A 12430-nucleotide genomic window follows, 5' to 3' on the forward strand; every position below is an offset into this window, starting at 1 on the left:
CGAAAGTCGGACCGCAACGGCGATAGGTCGGGCCGCCTCGCAAATACGATCGGCGAAAGCCGTTGCAACTTCAACGATAAGCGATAATGTGCCGCCAAACTAGGGAAAAAGAGCAAATGTCCACCCGACCAGTTCTGACTAAGTTCGAGATCACCAACCTGAATGGTAGGCATAATGTTGAGTTAGAGATTACCGATAACACACTGATCCTGGTGGGCGAAAACGGAACGGGTAAAACCACCATCCTGCGGATCATGTTCTGTTTCCTCGCAGGACGATTTTCGGAACTCGCGAAATTCAGGTTCGATGAAGTTTCCGCAATTATCGATGGGCGGCGATTTGCTCTGAAATCTTCCATGATCCGCGTCCCGACGGATTACAAATCGTTGTTCCCGCGTGTTCCCTCATCGGTTCGTAACCGCTTTCGCATGTTAGAAGCGGAGGGTCGACTGGATGAATTGAATGCTCTCGCTGAACATTATATACCAAGCAACTTTCGTGGACAATTCAGCTTGTTCGATAACAAAACTGCCGAAAGGCTTAATGATCTCCAGTCTAAAATTAATGAGGCCATTGACGCTCAGATCCTTTATCTTCCGACATACCGTAGGATTGAGCGCGAACTAACTAGCATTTATGCAGGGATTGACCCTGATGATCTAAGGCGAAACCGATTGGCAGTCCAGTCGGAAGCCGACGATGTTTATATCGAGCTCGTTGAATTTGGCATGGCAGATGTTAAGCGGGCTATTGACACTGCACTTAAAAATATCAGTACCTTTGCGAACGCCGGCCTTAATACACTAACGCTTGGCTACCTTGGAGAGGTGGTCGACCGCGATTACCGAACTACAGAGTACAAGGAAATAACTACTGCCTCACCCGAAACGGTTTCTGCAGTTCTCAACCGAGTGGGCGATCCCATATTAAATGAGGGTCAAAAGCAGCATCTTCGCGAAATAATTACTAAAGCTCGAACTAGCTCCAGCCCTCCTACTGAACACGAGCAGATAATCTATCACTATTTTTCCAAACTTCTGGCGTTCCAGAGATCACTGCAAGACAAGGAAAGGTCTATAACGTCATTTTGTGAGCTTTGCTCTAGCTATATTCGGGATAAGGTTTTCGTCTACGATGCTCAAAATTTTTTATTTCGGATCGTTTGGGCGGATAGAACGCCTGATAGAGGCACAACGAGTAAAGAAAGTGACGTCCAATTGTCAGATCTGTCATCCGGTGAAAAGCAGATAGTCTCGCTATTCAGCCACCTATATCTGTCGGGCCGATCTCAGTTCTTCGTGTTGATTGACGAACCCGAATTGTCGCTTTCGGTACCATGGCAGCGGAGATTTCTGATGGACATTAAGAACGGCGAATTTTGCTCTGGCCTTGTGGCCGTGACGCACTCGCCGTTTATCTATGACAATGAGTTGAAGAAGAAAGCACACGCGTTGGGAGAATTCTTGACTGGGCCAGATTGGGGCAACCTTAAATGAGCATGCTTGACCTCCATTCAAGCGCGCTGACGAGTATCAATGAGGCGCACCATAATTTTTTACTCAGGTATCAAAAAGCAGCTAAGCAAGTATATGGCTTCATCGAAGGAAAAGAAGATCCGATGTTTTACAGAAGTATCATTGAGGCTTCTATTCCTTCAGATTGGACCGTCGCACTTTTCCCATGCGGCGGAAAGGAAAAGGTATTTGAAGTGCGTTCAGCTTTGGACTGGTCCCGATTTGCCAGCCAGCGAGTTTGCTTCTTTGTAGATCGCGACTTGTCCGATTATATAAATGATGCTGGATTTGTACTTGCAGATAACGTCTACGTGACTGATGGATATAGCATAGAGAATGACGTCATATCTTCAGGTTTGCTCCACCGTTTGATCAGTGAGGTATTCAATATCCAAAACTTGGAGGTAGACGAAACCGACACGCTCTCGTCCTTGTTCGACCGCGAGGTTGAGCGCTTTAGGTTGGCACTTGTGCCGCTCATGGCGCAGATACTGCTCTGGCGTAAAGCCCAGGCCAATGCGCCTCTTAACAAGTTGGATCTGAAAGACTTCTTCAATATCTCAGACGGGGTCCTCTCTATAACTTTCGAGAACAAGTACGCGATGGTGCAAGCTGCCAGTCTAAATGTTGGGGCACCTTGTGCATCGAACTCAGACCTAGATGCAGCAGAGGCCGAGTTTACGGGTGCAAATGATTACACCCGGTTTATACGCGGTAAGTTTTTATTATGGTTCTTGGCCAAGTTCGTGATTTCCATCCATGAAGGCACGCCTAAGTTTTGTAGGAAGGCAAAATGCCCGCCGAAAATGAACGTTACCGTAGGCGCAAATAACATGGTGGTGTTCGCCGCGCCTCGCGCGCGAGCGTCCAATTCGCTCAGAAGCTTCGTAAAAAACAACTATATGGCTTACATCGCGGCAGCCTGATGCGCTTCAGGCTCCCGACTGTTTTGCGCGATAATCATCGCGCATTTGAGGATGTCCTGAATTGATCGGGCGAACGTCATGGTTGGAATGCATGGCAATTACAGACTTCAGGATCGATCAAGAACACGTTTAATCTGTACGGCGCTCCATTGCCCGCCACGAGGGGCCGGAATGGAACGAGAGGTGAGCTCTGCAGCGATGGTGCGGAGGGAAGCGCCCCGGGCCTGCAGTTCACGAGCAATTGGTCCGACCAGGGATGCCTTCTCTAACGCCTTGGCAGCGCGAACGGCAGCACTTGCGGCAGGTCCCATACCCTGGATCGTCGAGAAATTGCCCCGGTCGCCGCCGAGTTTCGTACCGCGTGCCTTGGCAGCTTGAAGAGCCGCTTTGGTGCGAGCGGCTATCATCTCTCGTTCATGCTCAGCCACCGCCGCAAGAACGTGAACGGTGAGGCGGTTGGCCTGGGGAAAGTCCACGGCAATGAAGTCAACACCGCTCTCCATGAGATTGGAAATGAATGCCACATTTCGCGCCAGACGGTCGAGCTTCGCTATGATGAGCGTAGCCCCGTGCAATCGGCAGAGGCGGAGAGCTTCAGCGAGCTTCGGCCGATCATTCCTTTTGCCACTCTCCACCTCCACGACTTCCGTGACGAGTTGCCAGTTGCCACCGTTTAGGTGAGCTCGGACAGCGTCTTGCTGTGCTTCAAGACCGAGACCACTTGCGCCCTGCCGGACCGTGCTGACGCGGTAGTAAGCGACGAATTTGCCCTTTGCCATCACTTGGCAGCCTTCTGTTACAGTACTAGCTACGTTCGTTGCCATTAATGTAACGCAAATGAAGATCACGTCAAACATGGGAATTTAGCGACGGGCGCAGGAACAACTTCAATCCGACAGCGGGTCCGTATCGCACGGGCGCTAGTGGGGTACGGATGCTGCCGTTGTCATTCGAGGCGGCGTGCAGAGCGTGCCTGCGAGCATTCTCTATACAAATAAGCGCATTATCCACTTGCTCTCGAAGAATGAGAGTACAATGCAACCAGCAACAAACCCATAAGTAAGAATGGATGACACCGGTCCTGAATAGCTACCGCGCATACCGTACGCTAATACGTAAAAAATTGAGGAAGTTATAAATGCGAATATGACGCATATAGCTAGCGCGATAGCCAGGCTAACGGTGATAAAATTATAGTAACCAAAGGTGTTTTGAAAGAAATATATTGTACTAGCCATTAGTGTGGCGGAAGACATGTAGAAGAATGCCTTCCATAGTCTCCACTGCATCTGTTTTTCGTAGTCCATGCGATCCACTCCTTGACCAATGACCGGCAAGCTATAGGGTCGTCAGATTAACAGCAATGGTGAATTTACAGTCGACGTCCGCTGTGAAGAATATGGGCTATTGTTCCCTTAAACAACAACAACAACAGGACCAAACCCGTCCCGAGTACGCTTCCCTAAAGCTGTCCAGGATTTGCGCGGACGCTTAAAACAGTGTGGGTTGTCGGATCATAGTCACATTCATAGGTGTGAATGATCCACGCCCCAAAACCATTCTGAAACTTGATTTTGTCTCCCACGTAGGTGACCGTCTTTTGCATCTTGTCGAGCCAGAGGGCTCGCGGCAGTTTCGGTTCCGACCAACCATCTGTCCATTCGAAGTTGTTCTTTGCCAAACGCTGAATAGGTGCTTGGCAATCGCGACCGGCGCGGACTTGCCATTTGCTAGCCCAGCAGTCCAAGTCAGCTGCGCACTCAGCTTCTTCTCTTTCGATAGCGGCCGTGGAAGCCGCTTTCTCGGCCGGGCTGGGGTCTTTCCCCCACCCGAAATACCAGTAGGCCCCGACGAGCAGTATCGCTCCCAACACAAGGTTCTCGGTAGCGTAGTTTTTCTTTTCCATCATCAACCCCCAGCCAATATGCAACTTTTAGATAGCGAAATCCTGTGGCTATCGCCAGTGGGTTAATAGCCTTCGGGCCGCTTCATTGCGCGGATGAATGGTCGCGCACTTCTCGCCTGGAATTTACGTCGGATCAGAGTTTCGAAGGGGCTCTCCCAAGAGAAGTTGGCCGCTGACGCTGGCGTGGATCGCGCTTACTTTGCAAAACTTGAGCGTCAAACCGCCAACGCTGGAGTTGACGTCCTCGATAAGCTCGCGCGAGCTCTTTCGGTGGAACTATCGGAATTCTTCGTGAGGCCGCCAGAAGGGGCTGCGCCTCCGGCGACCTTGCCAGGTGGGCGGAAGAAGGCGCACTAGCATTCGCCAAGATGAAGTGAGGTAGAAACAGCTACATGCCCCGCCCGCTCAGCCCGCCAAACGGCGAGGGCGAGGGCCAGCACCAAATCATCATGCTCACCATCTCTCCAAACTCCATAGCGGTCGTGTCCAGCGGCGGAAAGCTTCCGACGCATTTCGGACAGTTCGCGCGCGAGGGTGCTCGCATGCTGGAGTTCACTTGAAATTTTCAAGGCGCCCGCCTGGAGCACCACCAGGAGTGTGTTGATGAGGTCGCGCTTCGGTACACGCGGGGCGCGGCGCGCACCGGTGACCTTGTCCCCGCCGTGAATGGTAACTGCAACAGGTTGCAAATCGGCGCTGCGAAGCATGTCTAAGACTGCGCGGCCCACGCCCGTAGCGTCGACGATAAGCTGAGAGGCTCCTGCGAGCGGTGGCCGGGCCATGAGATCGGCTGTCATCTTGACGAGTTGAGGATAGGGCAGACCCCGAACTCGATCTAAATGAGGCACGGTAAGGCCTGCTTCTCCCTTTTCAACCACGGCGAACGCCGTGAAGTCGGCAGCCTGTCCGAGATCGAGGCCAACAAAATATTTGATCGGGCTTGCTTCATCGCGGCGAGAGCGCCACCGGCCCGTATCAGGGTCAACATAAAGACTGCCACGCGGGCGGCCTTGTGGCACGTCCACGCGATCGGGCTCATAGATCACCCTTCGGGTGTGGTTCGGATCGGAGAAGTCACGAACAATCCTAAGCGGCATGGTGTCCATCTAAATTCATCGGGGAAAGGAAAAGTGGCGTCACCTCTCGCGTGATCGCCCGCGCAATCATGTCGGTGGGGAAGAGCTGCTCGTCTGTGTCGACAAACTCGCAGAGGTACTCTTGCCGATAACGCCACTCAGGCTTGGCGGCCCGTTCCAGCGCGAGGAACTCGGGGGTGATGCGTGGGCTTTCCAGCGCGGTCACCCGAGTGCGCGACCACGCGGGATCATTCCCCGCCCAGGCATCATAGAACCAACCGCGTCGCCCGTTCGGTGTCGTCATGGCTATAAAGCGGCCACCGGCAGCAAGCATCGGGGTCACCGCATGGAAAAGCTCGTCCTCAATCCAAGCTGCCTCATCGAGGATGACGAGCTTTGGACCGGAGAAGCCGCGCACTGTGGTGGGGTTGCCGGAAAGAGAGACGATGCGAGAGCCGTTCGGTAGCTCGACGCGCTGGGCGCTCTCAGCCTCTGGATCGATGTCGGCAGCCTCCCGGTGAAAAGCGCATACTTTGCGGAAGAGCTCGCGGCTCTGTTGCTGAGATGGCGCCAGGAGAAGAATGAGGCTGCCGGGCAGATAGATGGCGGCATGTGAAGCGAGCGCTCCCGTCACGGTGCTCTTCCCGAGCTGGCGAGAGCATAGGAGAAGCGTTCTCGGGGATGCAGAGCGGAGAAAGGTTTCTTGCCAGGGGTCGGGCGGGTAGCCCGCCTCCGCCATAAAGCGAGCGGGGTCGAGCGCTATCGCGAGATCACGGGAGATCATTGCGGCTCTCCCATTTCAGCGGTCGCTTCAGCAACGGCAATACGCGCTTCTGGGAACGGCACCAGCGCTGCCATGAGAGCTGAACGAAGGCGAGCCCATTCCGGTGAGAGCTGAAGCGGCACCGATGCTGTGTCGCCACCGTCGCGTGGCATGAGGCGAGCGAGCCTATCGAGCACATTCACGGCAGCTCTGTTTGCGTCCAGGGCAAGCTTTGCGTCACCGGATGCGGAGGCGCTCCGCAAGATGGTGACTGCGTTGTCCCTCAGCTCACACGCCAAGGCATAAGGGTCTAGCGGTGCGACAGAGGGGTGCCCGGTGGCCGGTGTCGTCTCGTTTGACGGTGCTCCGCTCCCCTCCGCTTCCTGGTGTGAGGGAGAAGGGGGGAGTTGAGCGCGCTGCTCCTCTTCGAGCTGAAGCGCTCGCCTTGCAGTCAACGAGCACGCGAGTGGTGCTTCATCCCGTGCAACGCGTTGCAATTCTGGAAGCGTGTCAGACTGGGGTGGGTTAGGTGACGCTGGTGTGGCCGGGGACTGAGCCGCGCAATAGTGCGCCTGGGCTGAAGCTCTTAGACTTGCCGAAAGATGGTTCTGAGCATGCCGGTGAAGGGCTGCCGGTTTCAGGCCGAAGTCAGCGGCAACAGCTCGAAGCGAATGACCCGAGACGAGCTGAGCTTCGATCGCTGTCCTTTGAGGATGTTCGCAGCAAACACATACTCGGGCCATTTGGCTTCATTCCTTGGGTGTCTCGTTTCAATTCTAGTCCGCTGTCTCGATTGTCTCGTTTGCAGCGGTATTGCCCGGGTGGACTGTCTCGGTTGCTTGCCCATTGGTGGCGGACGCGCGAGTAGTCCTGGTGGCCGGAACGGTGAGGGTGTCTCGGAGGATCATCAAGGTTGAAAGGCGGACGCTGTCCTGTGTGAACTGCTGACATGCCGCCTCCAGCATCTCCGTCTTGCCCACGGACGGACGGTCCGCTTCCTCACCGAAAAGGCGAGCGATAGTGACGAGACCGGCGCGCACCATCTCGGTGGCGAAGGTGACTTGCTCGTCCAGGTCTTCAAGAACGGGAGCCAGGGCCAATGGAATGGCAGCGGCATTCTCGGAGGTGCGGAAGAGGTCAATCACGGACAGTGAGAGCAAGAAGTCCGGCGACGACTGAAGAAGGTCGCGAGGCGACACCAGACCAAAGGCTTCGGGATTGATGTCACTTTCGAGCGTGTTGGCGAAATCTGGGCTTATGGTCATGGTGTGTTATCCTCAGTGGTGGGGAACGAAACCCGTCGACGGGCGGGAGTGGGTTGGCGCCTCCATCACTGGCTTCGTGGAAGGGGTGCGGTGCCGATCTGCCGACGAGGGCAAACGCCAAGCCACCGGCACCGCGTTATCCCTGCCCGGCGAGATGCTTCCAGGCAGGAATGGAAGAACAGAGATCAGGGCACGCGCGGATAGAAGCCGCGATGTCCGCTGCCGTTGTCGTGGAAGACGATGAGACCACGCCGCTCCAGTTCGGAACGTGCAGCCATAGCTTCATGCTCAGAGACGCCCAGGGCGGACTTCATCGAGAAGCTCGACAGGTCAATTAGCTGAGCGCCACGATAGGCCTCATCTGCCTTGACCACGAGGGAGAGGAGCTGCGCTCCGTCGGCGCTCAGCGTCTGAGCGATCGGCTTGACGCGAGAATGCAGATCAACGCATGCAGCCTTCTTCGCCTCACCACACGGCTGCGGTGCGCTATCAGGTACGAGAAGTATCTGCCCGATCCCGTTAGAAGCGCGGGTTACGCTCGGAGGGTCGGGCGCTTCGGGACCACGGTTGATGGCTGCAATTGCTCCATTAACCGCCTTTGCCTTGGCGACACGCTCAAGGTGTTCCAGCTCGGAGCGCGAGAGCGGGGTATCGGCCCTCTTGACGAAAGTGTTGGGGATGAGCGGAGCACTCATGTGGTTATTCCTTTCGGTGAAAAGTGGGTTAGACACGAGTGCCCGGTGCAACGGGTTGCACTGGCTTGACTACCTGTGCACTTCGCAAGTCTGAAAGAAGTCGCATTAGAGCCACGCGAAACAGTTCACTCCTGTTTCCAAAGTAATTTTGATCTCCCGGCTGCCCACATCCGACAAACGCGTCCACTTCCGCTACGAATGCCTTGTTTGTGTGCAATCCGATAAGTACGTCTCGCTTGCTCGACGCCATCATGAAGCCTCCATCAGTAGATTGAAGTAAGCTATACCAGATGTAACGTGCGTTCAATAGTGCGAAGGAAAGTCTTATCGCCTATGTTCGAGTGTTCGTCAAAATATATTTCGGCATTGTTATTGCTATTGCTTGTAAATTTTGGATACTCTTGCTACGTAAGATAGACGAATGCTGCTATAAAGAAGATGGTTATCTCGATGGCTTACGCTCAGTGCGCGGATGATCGCGATTTTACAGACTATGAGCTCGATGATGCTGGAGGCCCGGAGCCGGCTTGTAGGCCGAAGGGAAAATGGTTCACCAATGGGGGGGCTGAGTTTCTGAATTCGCTCTGTCCGAACGGGCAATTTCCGTTCCCTGACTTTGACTGCCTAGAGGCCGGGGAGCGGGGGCTGCTGGAGGAAGCCTGCACCTACGGGTTCAATACCTTCAAGGAGAGCTGGAATGGGGGCATCTTCGACCGCTTTAAGGAGTTTACGGTCGCCGAGCAACGCATTTTGGCGGTCGTCGAGCGGAAGACGCTGCGCTTTGGCAAGCTCCTGGAGAAAATTCCTCGGAAGACCTTCCTGCTCGGCGACGATGGCACAGACCGCTTCGGCCTTCCTCTCATTTCGAAGACTGGACTTGATGAAGCGGGACTGACACGTGGCCTGCGCGCGCTTGCCGGAAAGGGCGCGATCGCTCGCGTGAGGGCAGATCAGTTCAACGGTCGTGAGCGTTCAAACGTCTTCGGTGTTTTCCCTCTGACAGGGATGCTGCAAATCTTTTTCATAGGGCTGGAGAACAAGATTTTTGAGTTCCAACAGAATGGGAAGCTCTCTGCGACGCGTGGCACTGCGTTGAAGGAGGCCTTGGAGGAAGAATTGCGAGAGCACTGCGGTGAAATTCTCAAGGAAGACCAACTGAATGGCGGGGCGGTGGCAGGCAACTGCGGATAACCGCCAATTTGGCGGATTTTCCTCCTGACACCCCTGTTCCCCGACAGGGTATCGGTCCCCTGTCGGGGAACAGGACTAAGTAGAAACATATATCCAAGTTCCGAAAATACCCCCTCCGGGGGCCGGGTTCGCTTCGCTCCCCGGAGCGGGTTTTCCTGAAGCCGGAAGAGGGCAATTCACACCGAACGTGGCCCAGACCGGATGTCTTTCGCCCACTGCACGCCGGTAAGTGCAAGGGTGAGAGCCAAAGCAAAATTGAAAGAGGCGCTAAATGTCCATCACCAAGAACCAAAACTTCTTTCCGATGTCTGAAACCTTTGATGCCGCTTCCTTCCCTCTCCAGGCCATGAGCACCCCTCACGTAGTACCGCAGCCGGTTGATTTGATCAGCTTGGGCACTGCACCACAAGAGGGGTGCTTGATGCTTCCTGGAGGGCGGGCAGCGGTTGCGCTGCTCGACAGGCTTGGAGCGTCTGTGCGGGCTTCCTACGAGGCAGACAGGCGGGGCAATCCCCATCGCTTCGTCGGCAGCCCTGACGGACTAGGCAGTGAGTTCCTCTTTGTCGAGAACGTCGCTCGAATGCTGGGGTGTGGTGTAGATTTCGTCCGGCGCATTCCGAGAAGCGAATTGCCGGCGTCAAAGGTCGGGGCGCGACTGATCTATCGGCGAGCCGACGTGGCCAGTTTCATCAATTCGCGGCGGGATCAGGGAGCCGGTGCCAAGCTGGTTCCGGCTCGTAAGGCGCGCACGCCCGTCGCAAGGGAGCCGGTGCAACTTGTTGCACCGGACAATGGCGGGTCACTCGACCCACTGAGTTACCTGCGCAGTCTGACCAAAGGGGAGAGAACCAAGAGATGACAAAGGCAAAACTAGAGGCTGAGAAGATAGGACCATTCCGAGTGGCCCCGCGCATTCGAGATGGTGCGCACACAGGTGCATGGATAATCGATGTTCCTCCCTACCTGTCACCAAGTGGGAAGCGCGCCCGTCTCACGCTGTCGACAAAAGCGGAAGCGTTGGCGGAAGCCAAGCGGATGCTCAGAGAGCTTCAGCTCGATGGCGTTCTATCGGGGCGCAGCTTCACTCGAAAGATGAGCGGTGTCACCTTGTCCGAAGTGTCGAAGCGCTGGCTGGACGAACAAGTCGATCGTGTCGCCACCGGTAAGAAGCGGCAATCGTCCCTGGAGGCAGACGGTTACAAACTGAAGGCGATCCTGGGGCGGTTCTCAGAGACGGATGTTTCCGCCATCGCCACCAGAGAGCTGGCGGACTATCAGAAGCACCGCGTTGAGGCGGGATGCGTGGCGGCGACAATCAACGCTGAGACATCCCTTTTCCTCCAGGTGCTCCGGTGGGCTCAGGAGAAAGGCCTCATGGAAAAGCTGCCGAAGGTGGAGCGCATCCCAGTGCCGGTGAAACGGGTGGACGTGCCAACGCCGGAGGAGATGTCTCTCATTCTGGACGCACTCGGTGAGCAGAGGGCGCTACTGGTGCGCTTCCTTGCTGAGACTGGCGTCCGCAAGACCGAGGCGTACACCCTCGAATGGTCCGACGTAGACGCTGGCAATCGGTTAGTATCTATTCGACGCAAGGACGGCTTCACGCCGAAGACGCGCCATTCGGACAGGGACATTCCGATGAGCGCCTCTCTTGCCGAGGCTCTCTCGGCAGCGAAGAAAGCGTCCCGCGCCAAGGCCATGAAGGCGGGCGAGAACCCTCCTGTGCTCGTGTTCCCGGGCCGGTTTGGCGGCAAGCTCGTCAACATTCGCCGAGCGCTTGCCAGTGCGGTCAAGAAGGCAGGAGTGAAGCGGAACGGGCAGCCGCTGAAGCTCACGCCGCATGTGCTGCGCAAAGCCATGGCGACTTGGCTTCACGTGCGGGGCGTGCCGGACGCTCTTCTCCAGCCGCGCCTGGGTCATGCTCCGGGAAGTCGGGTCACAAAGTCGGTGTATGTGAAGGTCACCACCGAGGACATGCGCGCCTCCGTGATCGACCTCGAAGCGGAGCGCCGCGCTCGCATGGGCGCTGCGGAGGCGATAAAGTCGGCCTAACTGTTCGCAGACAGGTGCCAAAATTTGGCACCACGAGAAGCGCGACGATGCCCGTTGCAACGGGCTGCAAACAGAACACCACGAGGGTCTTGGTGAGAGTGTAGGTCGGGGGCTATTGAATGGCAGTTTTGGCGCCATTTCACCGCCTCAACTTGGCACCATTTGGCACCAGAGACCAAAAAGGGCTCAGCGATTTCCCGCTAAGCCCTTGAAAAGGATGGTGGGCGTGACAAGGATCGAACTTGTGACCCCTACGATGTCAACGTAGTGCTCTCCCGCTGAGCTACACGCCCATCCGATGCGGCGCATAGACCACAAAACCGGCGCCCGCGTCAATAGGCTCTTCGAAGGTTTTTTGACAGAAAATGCGCAAGGTCCGCGCGGCATGATTTCAGGGGGACCGGCACTCTTTTCGGACCTCCTGCAGTTCCGGCGAGCGCGCTAACGCATTGAAAACGAAGCCGCCATCGATGCTGTTGATCGAGGGCGGCTTGGAGGCAATGCTTGCGCGGAGCGGGTCTCAGGCTTCGGCGAAGGGTGCGCCGGGAAGCTCGGCGCACATAAGATCGCTGCTCAGGCCGCCAGCATCTTGTTGACCTCGTTGACGAGGTCGCGCAGGTGGAAGGGCTTGGAAAGGACCTTGGCATCCTTCGGCGCCTTGGAATCCGGGTTCAGCGCAACGGCGGCGAAGCCCGTGATGAACATCACTTTCAGGTCGGGGTCGAGTTCGGTCGCCCGGCGGGCGAGCTCGATGCCATCCATCTCCGGCATGACGATATCGGTCAGGAGAAGCGAAAAGGGTTCTTCGCGAAGCCGGTCATAGGCGCTGGCGCCGTTGTCATAGGAAAGGACCTTGTAGCCAGCCTTTTCCAGCGCCTTCACTAGAAACCGGCGCATGTCGTTGTCGTCTTCGGCAAGGAGGATTTTCGCAGTCATATCTGGCCGTGGCTACTTCTTCTGGATGCTGGTGAATTGCGGCAGCTCAGCAAACCGCAACATGGTAAATATCTGGTGAACGGGCGCGATCAAGTCCCTTGAACCA

13 protein-coding genes and 1 tRNA gene are annotated in these 12430 nt (G+C 55.9%); 6 read left to right on the forward strand and 8 right to left on the reverse strand.

Annotated elements, in window-relative coordinates:
• The first annotated feature begins 116 nt into the window (after nucleotides 1-116).
• Together ACFHWW_RS08295 and ACFHWW_RS08300 are read left to right on the forward strand one after the other, a co-directional pair.
• Complete coding sequence (locus ACFHWW_RS08295; protein ID WP_379937957.1) at nucleotides 117-1496, forward strand: AAA family ATPase; 1380 nt, start codon at nucleotides 117-119, stop codon at nucleotides 1494-1496.
• Complete coding sequence (locus ACFHWW_RS08300) at nucleotides 1493-2440, forward strand: DUF4435 domain-containing protein (RefSeq protein ID WP_379937958.1); 948 nt, start codon at nucleotides 1493-1495, stop codon at nucleotides 2438-2440. The genes ACFHWW_RS08295 and ACFHWW_RS08300 overlap by 4 nt, the downstream gene beginning before the upstream one ends.
• Before the next feature lie 107 nt (nucleotides 2441-2547).
• On the opposite strand, the gene ACFHWW_RS08305 is transcribed toward ACFHWW_RS08300, so the two are convergent.
• Both ACFHWW_RS08305 and ACFHWW_RS08310 read right to left on the reverse strand, forming a co-directional pair.
• A complete protein-coding gene (locus ACFHWW_RS08305; RefSeq protein WP_379938063.1) occupies nucleotides 2548-3219 on the reverse strand; it encodes a recombinase family protein in 672 nt (223 codons plus the stop codon).
• A 683-nt stretch (nucleotides 3220-3902) separates the two neighbouring features.
• Entirely contained in the window at nucleotides 3903-4346 is a 444-nt protein-coding gene (locus tag ACFHWW_RS08310) for a hypothetical protein (RefSeq protein ID WP_379937959.1), read from the reverse strand.
• Nucleotides 4347-4439: 93 nt separating this feature from the next.
• On the opposite strand from ACFHWW_RS08310, the gene ACFHWW_RS08315 reads away from it, so the two are divergent.
• Nucleotides 4440-4703, forward strand: coding sequence for a helix-turn-helix domain-containing protein (locus ACFHWW_RS08315; protein WP_379937960.1), 264 nt, complete (start codon nucleotides 4440-4442; stop codon nucleotides 4701-4703).
• Here the strand turns inward: ACFHWW_RS08315 and ACFHWW_RS08320 are convergent.
• The 4 genes from ACFHWW_RS08320 to ACFHWW_RS08335 all read right to left on the reverse strand — a co-directional run bounded on the left by ACFHWW_RS08320 (nucleotide 4700) and on the right by ACFHWW_RS08335 (nucleotide 8145).
• The gene (locus ACFHWW_RS08320; RefSeq protein WP_379937961.1) at nucleotides 4700-5452 is read right to left on the reverse strand and encodes a hypothetical protein; all 753 of its coding nucleotides are present in this window, start codon (nucleotides 5450-5452) and stop codon (nucleotides 4700-4702) included. The genes ACFHWW_RS08315 and ACFHWW_RS08320 overlap by 4 nt on opposite strands.
• Entirely contained in the window at nucleotides 5433-6206 is a 774-nt protein-coding gene (locus tag ACFHWW_RS08325) for a terminase large subunit domain-containing protein (protein ID WP_379937962.1), read from the reverse strand. The genes ACFHWW_RS08320 and ACFHWW_RS08325 overlap by 20 nt, the downstream gene beginning before the upstream one ends.
• Before the next feature lie 755 nt (nucleotides 6207-6961).
• Nucleotides 6962-7450, reverse strand: coding sequence for a hypothetical protein (locus ACFHWW_RS08330; RefSeq protein WP_379937963.1), 489 nt, complete (start codon nucleotides 7448-7450; stop codon nucleotides 6962-6964).
• A 185-nt stretch (nucleotides 7451-7635) separates the two neighbouring features.
• Nucleotides 7636-8145 carry a hypothetical protein gene (locus ACFHWW_RS08335; protein WP_379937964.1) on the reverse strand — a complete coding sequence of 170 codons (510 nt, stop codon included), beginning with the start codon at nucleotides 8143-8145 and terminating at the stop codon, nucleotides 7636-7638.
• 450 nt (nucleotides 8146-8595) lie between these two features.
• Here ACFHWW_RS08335 and ACFHWW_RS08340 point away from each other — a divergent pair, with 450 nt between their 5' ends.
• The 3 genes from ACFHWW_RS08340 (at nucleotide 8596) to ACFHWW_RS08350 (ending at nucleotide 11388) form a co-directional block, all read left to right on the forward strand.
• Nucleotides 8596-9336 carry a hypothetical protein gene (locus ACFHWW_RS08340; RefSeq protein WP_379937965.1) on the forward strand — a complete coding sequence of 247 codons (741 nt, stop codon included), beginning with the start codon at nucleotides 8596-8598 and terminating at the stop codon, nucleotides 9334-9336.
• 271 nt (nucleotides 9337-9607) lie between these two features.
• Nucleotides 9608-10195 (forward strand): helix-turn-helix domain-containing protein, encoded by a 588-nt coding sequence (locus ACFHWW_RS08345; RefSeq protein ID WP_379937966.1) that lies wholly within the window; start codon nucleotides 9608-9610, stop codon nucleotides 10193-10195.
• 176 nt (nucleotides 10196-10371) lie between these two features.
• Entirely contained in the window at nucleotides 10372-11388 is a 1017-nt protein-coding gene (locus ACFHWW_RS08350; protein ID WP_379937967.1) for a tyrosine-type recombinase/integrase, read from the forward strand.
• A 218-nt stretch (nucleotides 11389-11606) separates the two neighbouring features.
• On the opposite strand, the gene ACFHWW_RS08355 is transcribed toward ACFHWW_RS08350, so the two are convergent.
• Nucleotides 11607-11681 (reverse strand) — tRNA-Val (locus ACFHWW_RS08355).
• Between the two features lie 280 nt (nucleotides 11682-11961).
• Nucleotides 11962-12324, reverse strand: a complete 363-nt coding sequence (cpdR1, locus tag ACFHWW_RS08360) for a response regulator CpdR1 (protein WP_003531148.1) — start codon at nucleotides 12322-12324, stop codon at nucleotides 11962-11964.
• Nucleotides 12325-12430 lie beyond the last annotated feature (106 nt).

The organism is Sinorhizobium sp. P24N7, assembly GCF_042436655.1.
Lineage (GTDB): Bacteria > Pseudomonadota > Alphaproteobacteria > Rhizobiales > Rhizobiaceae > Sinorhizobium > Sinorhizobium meliloti_A.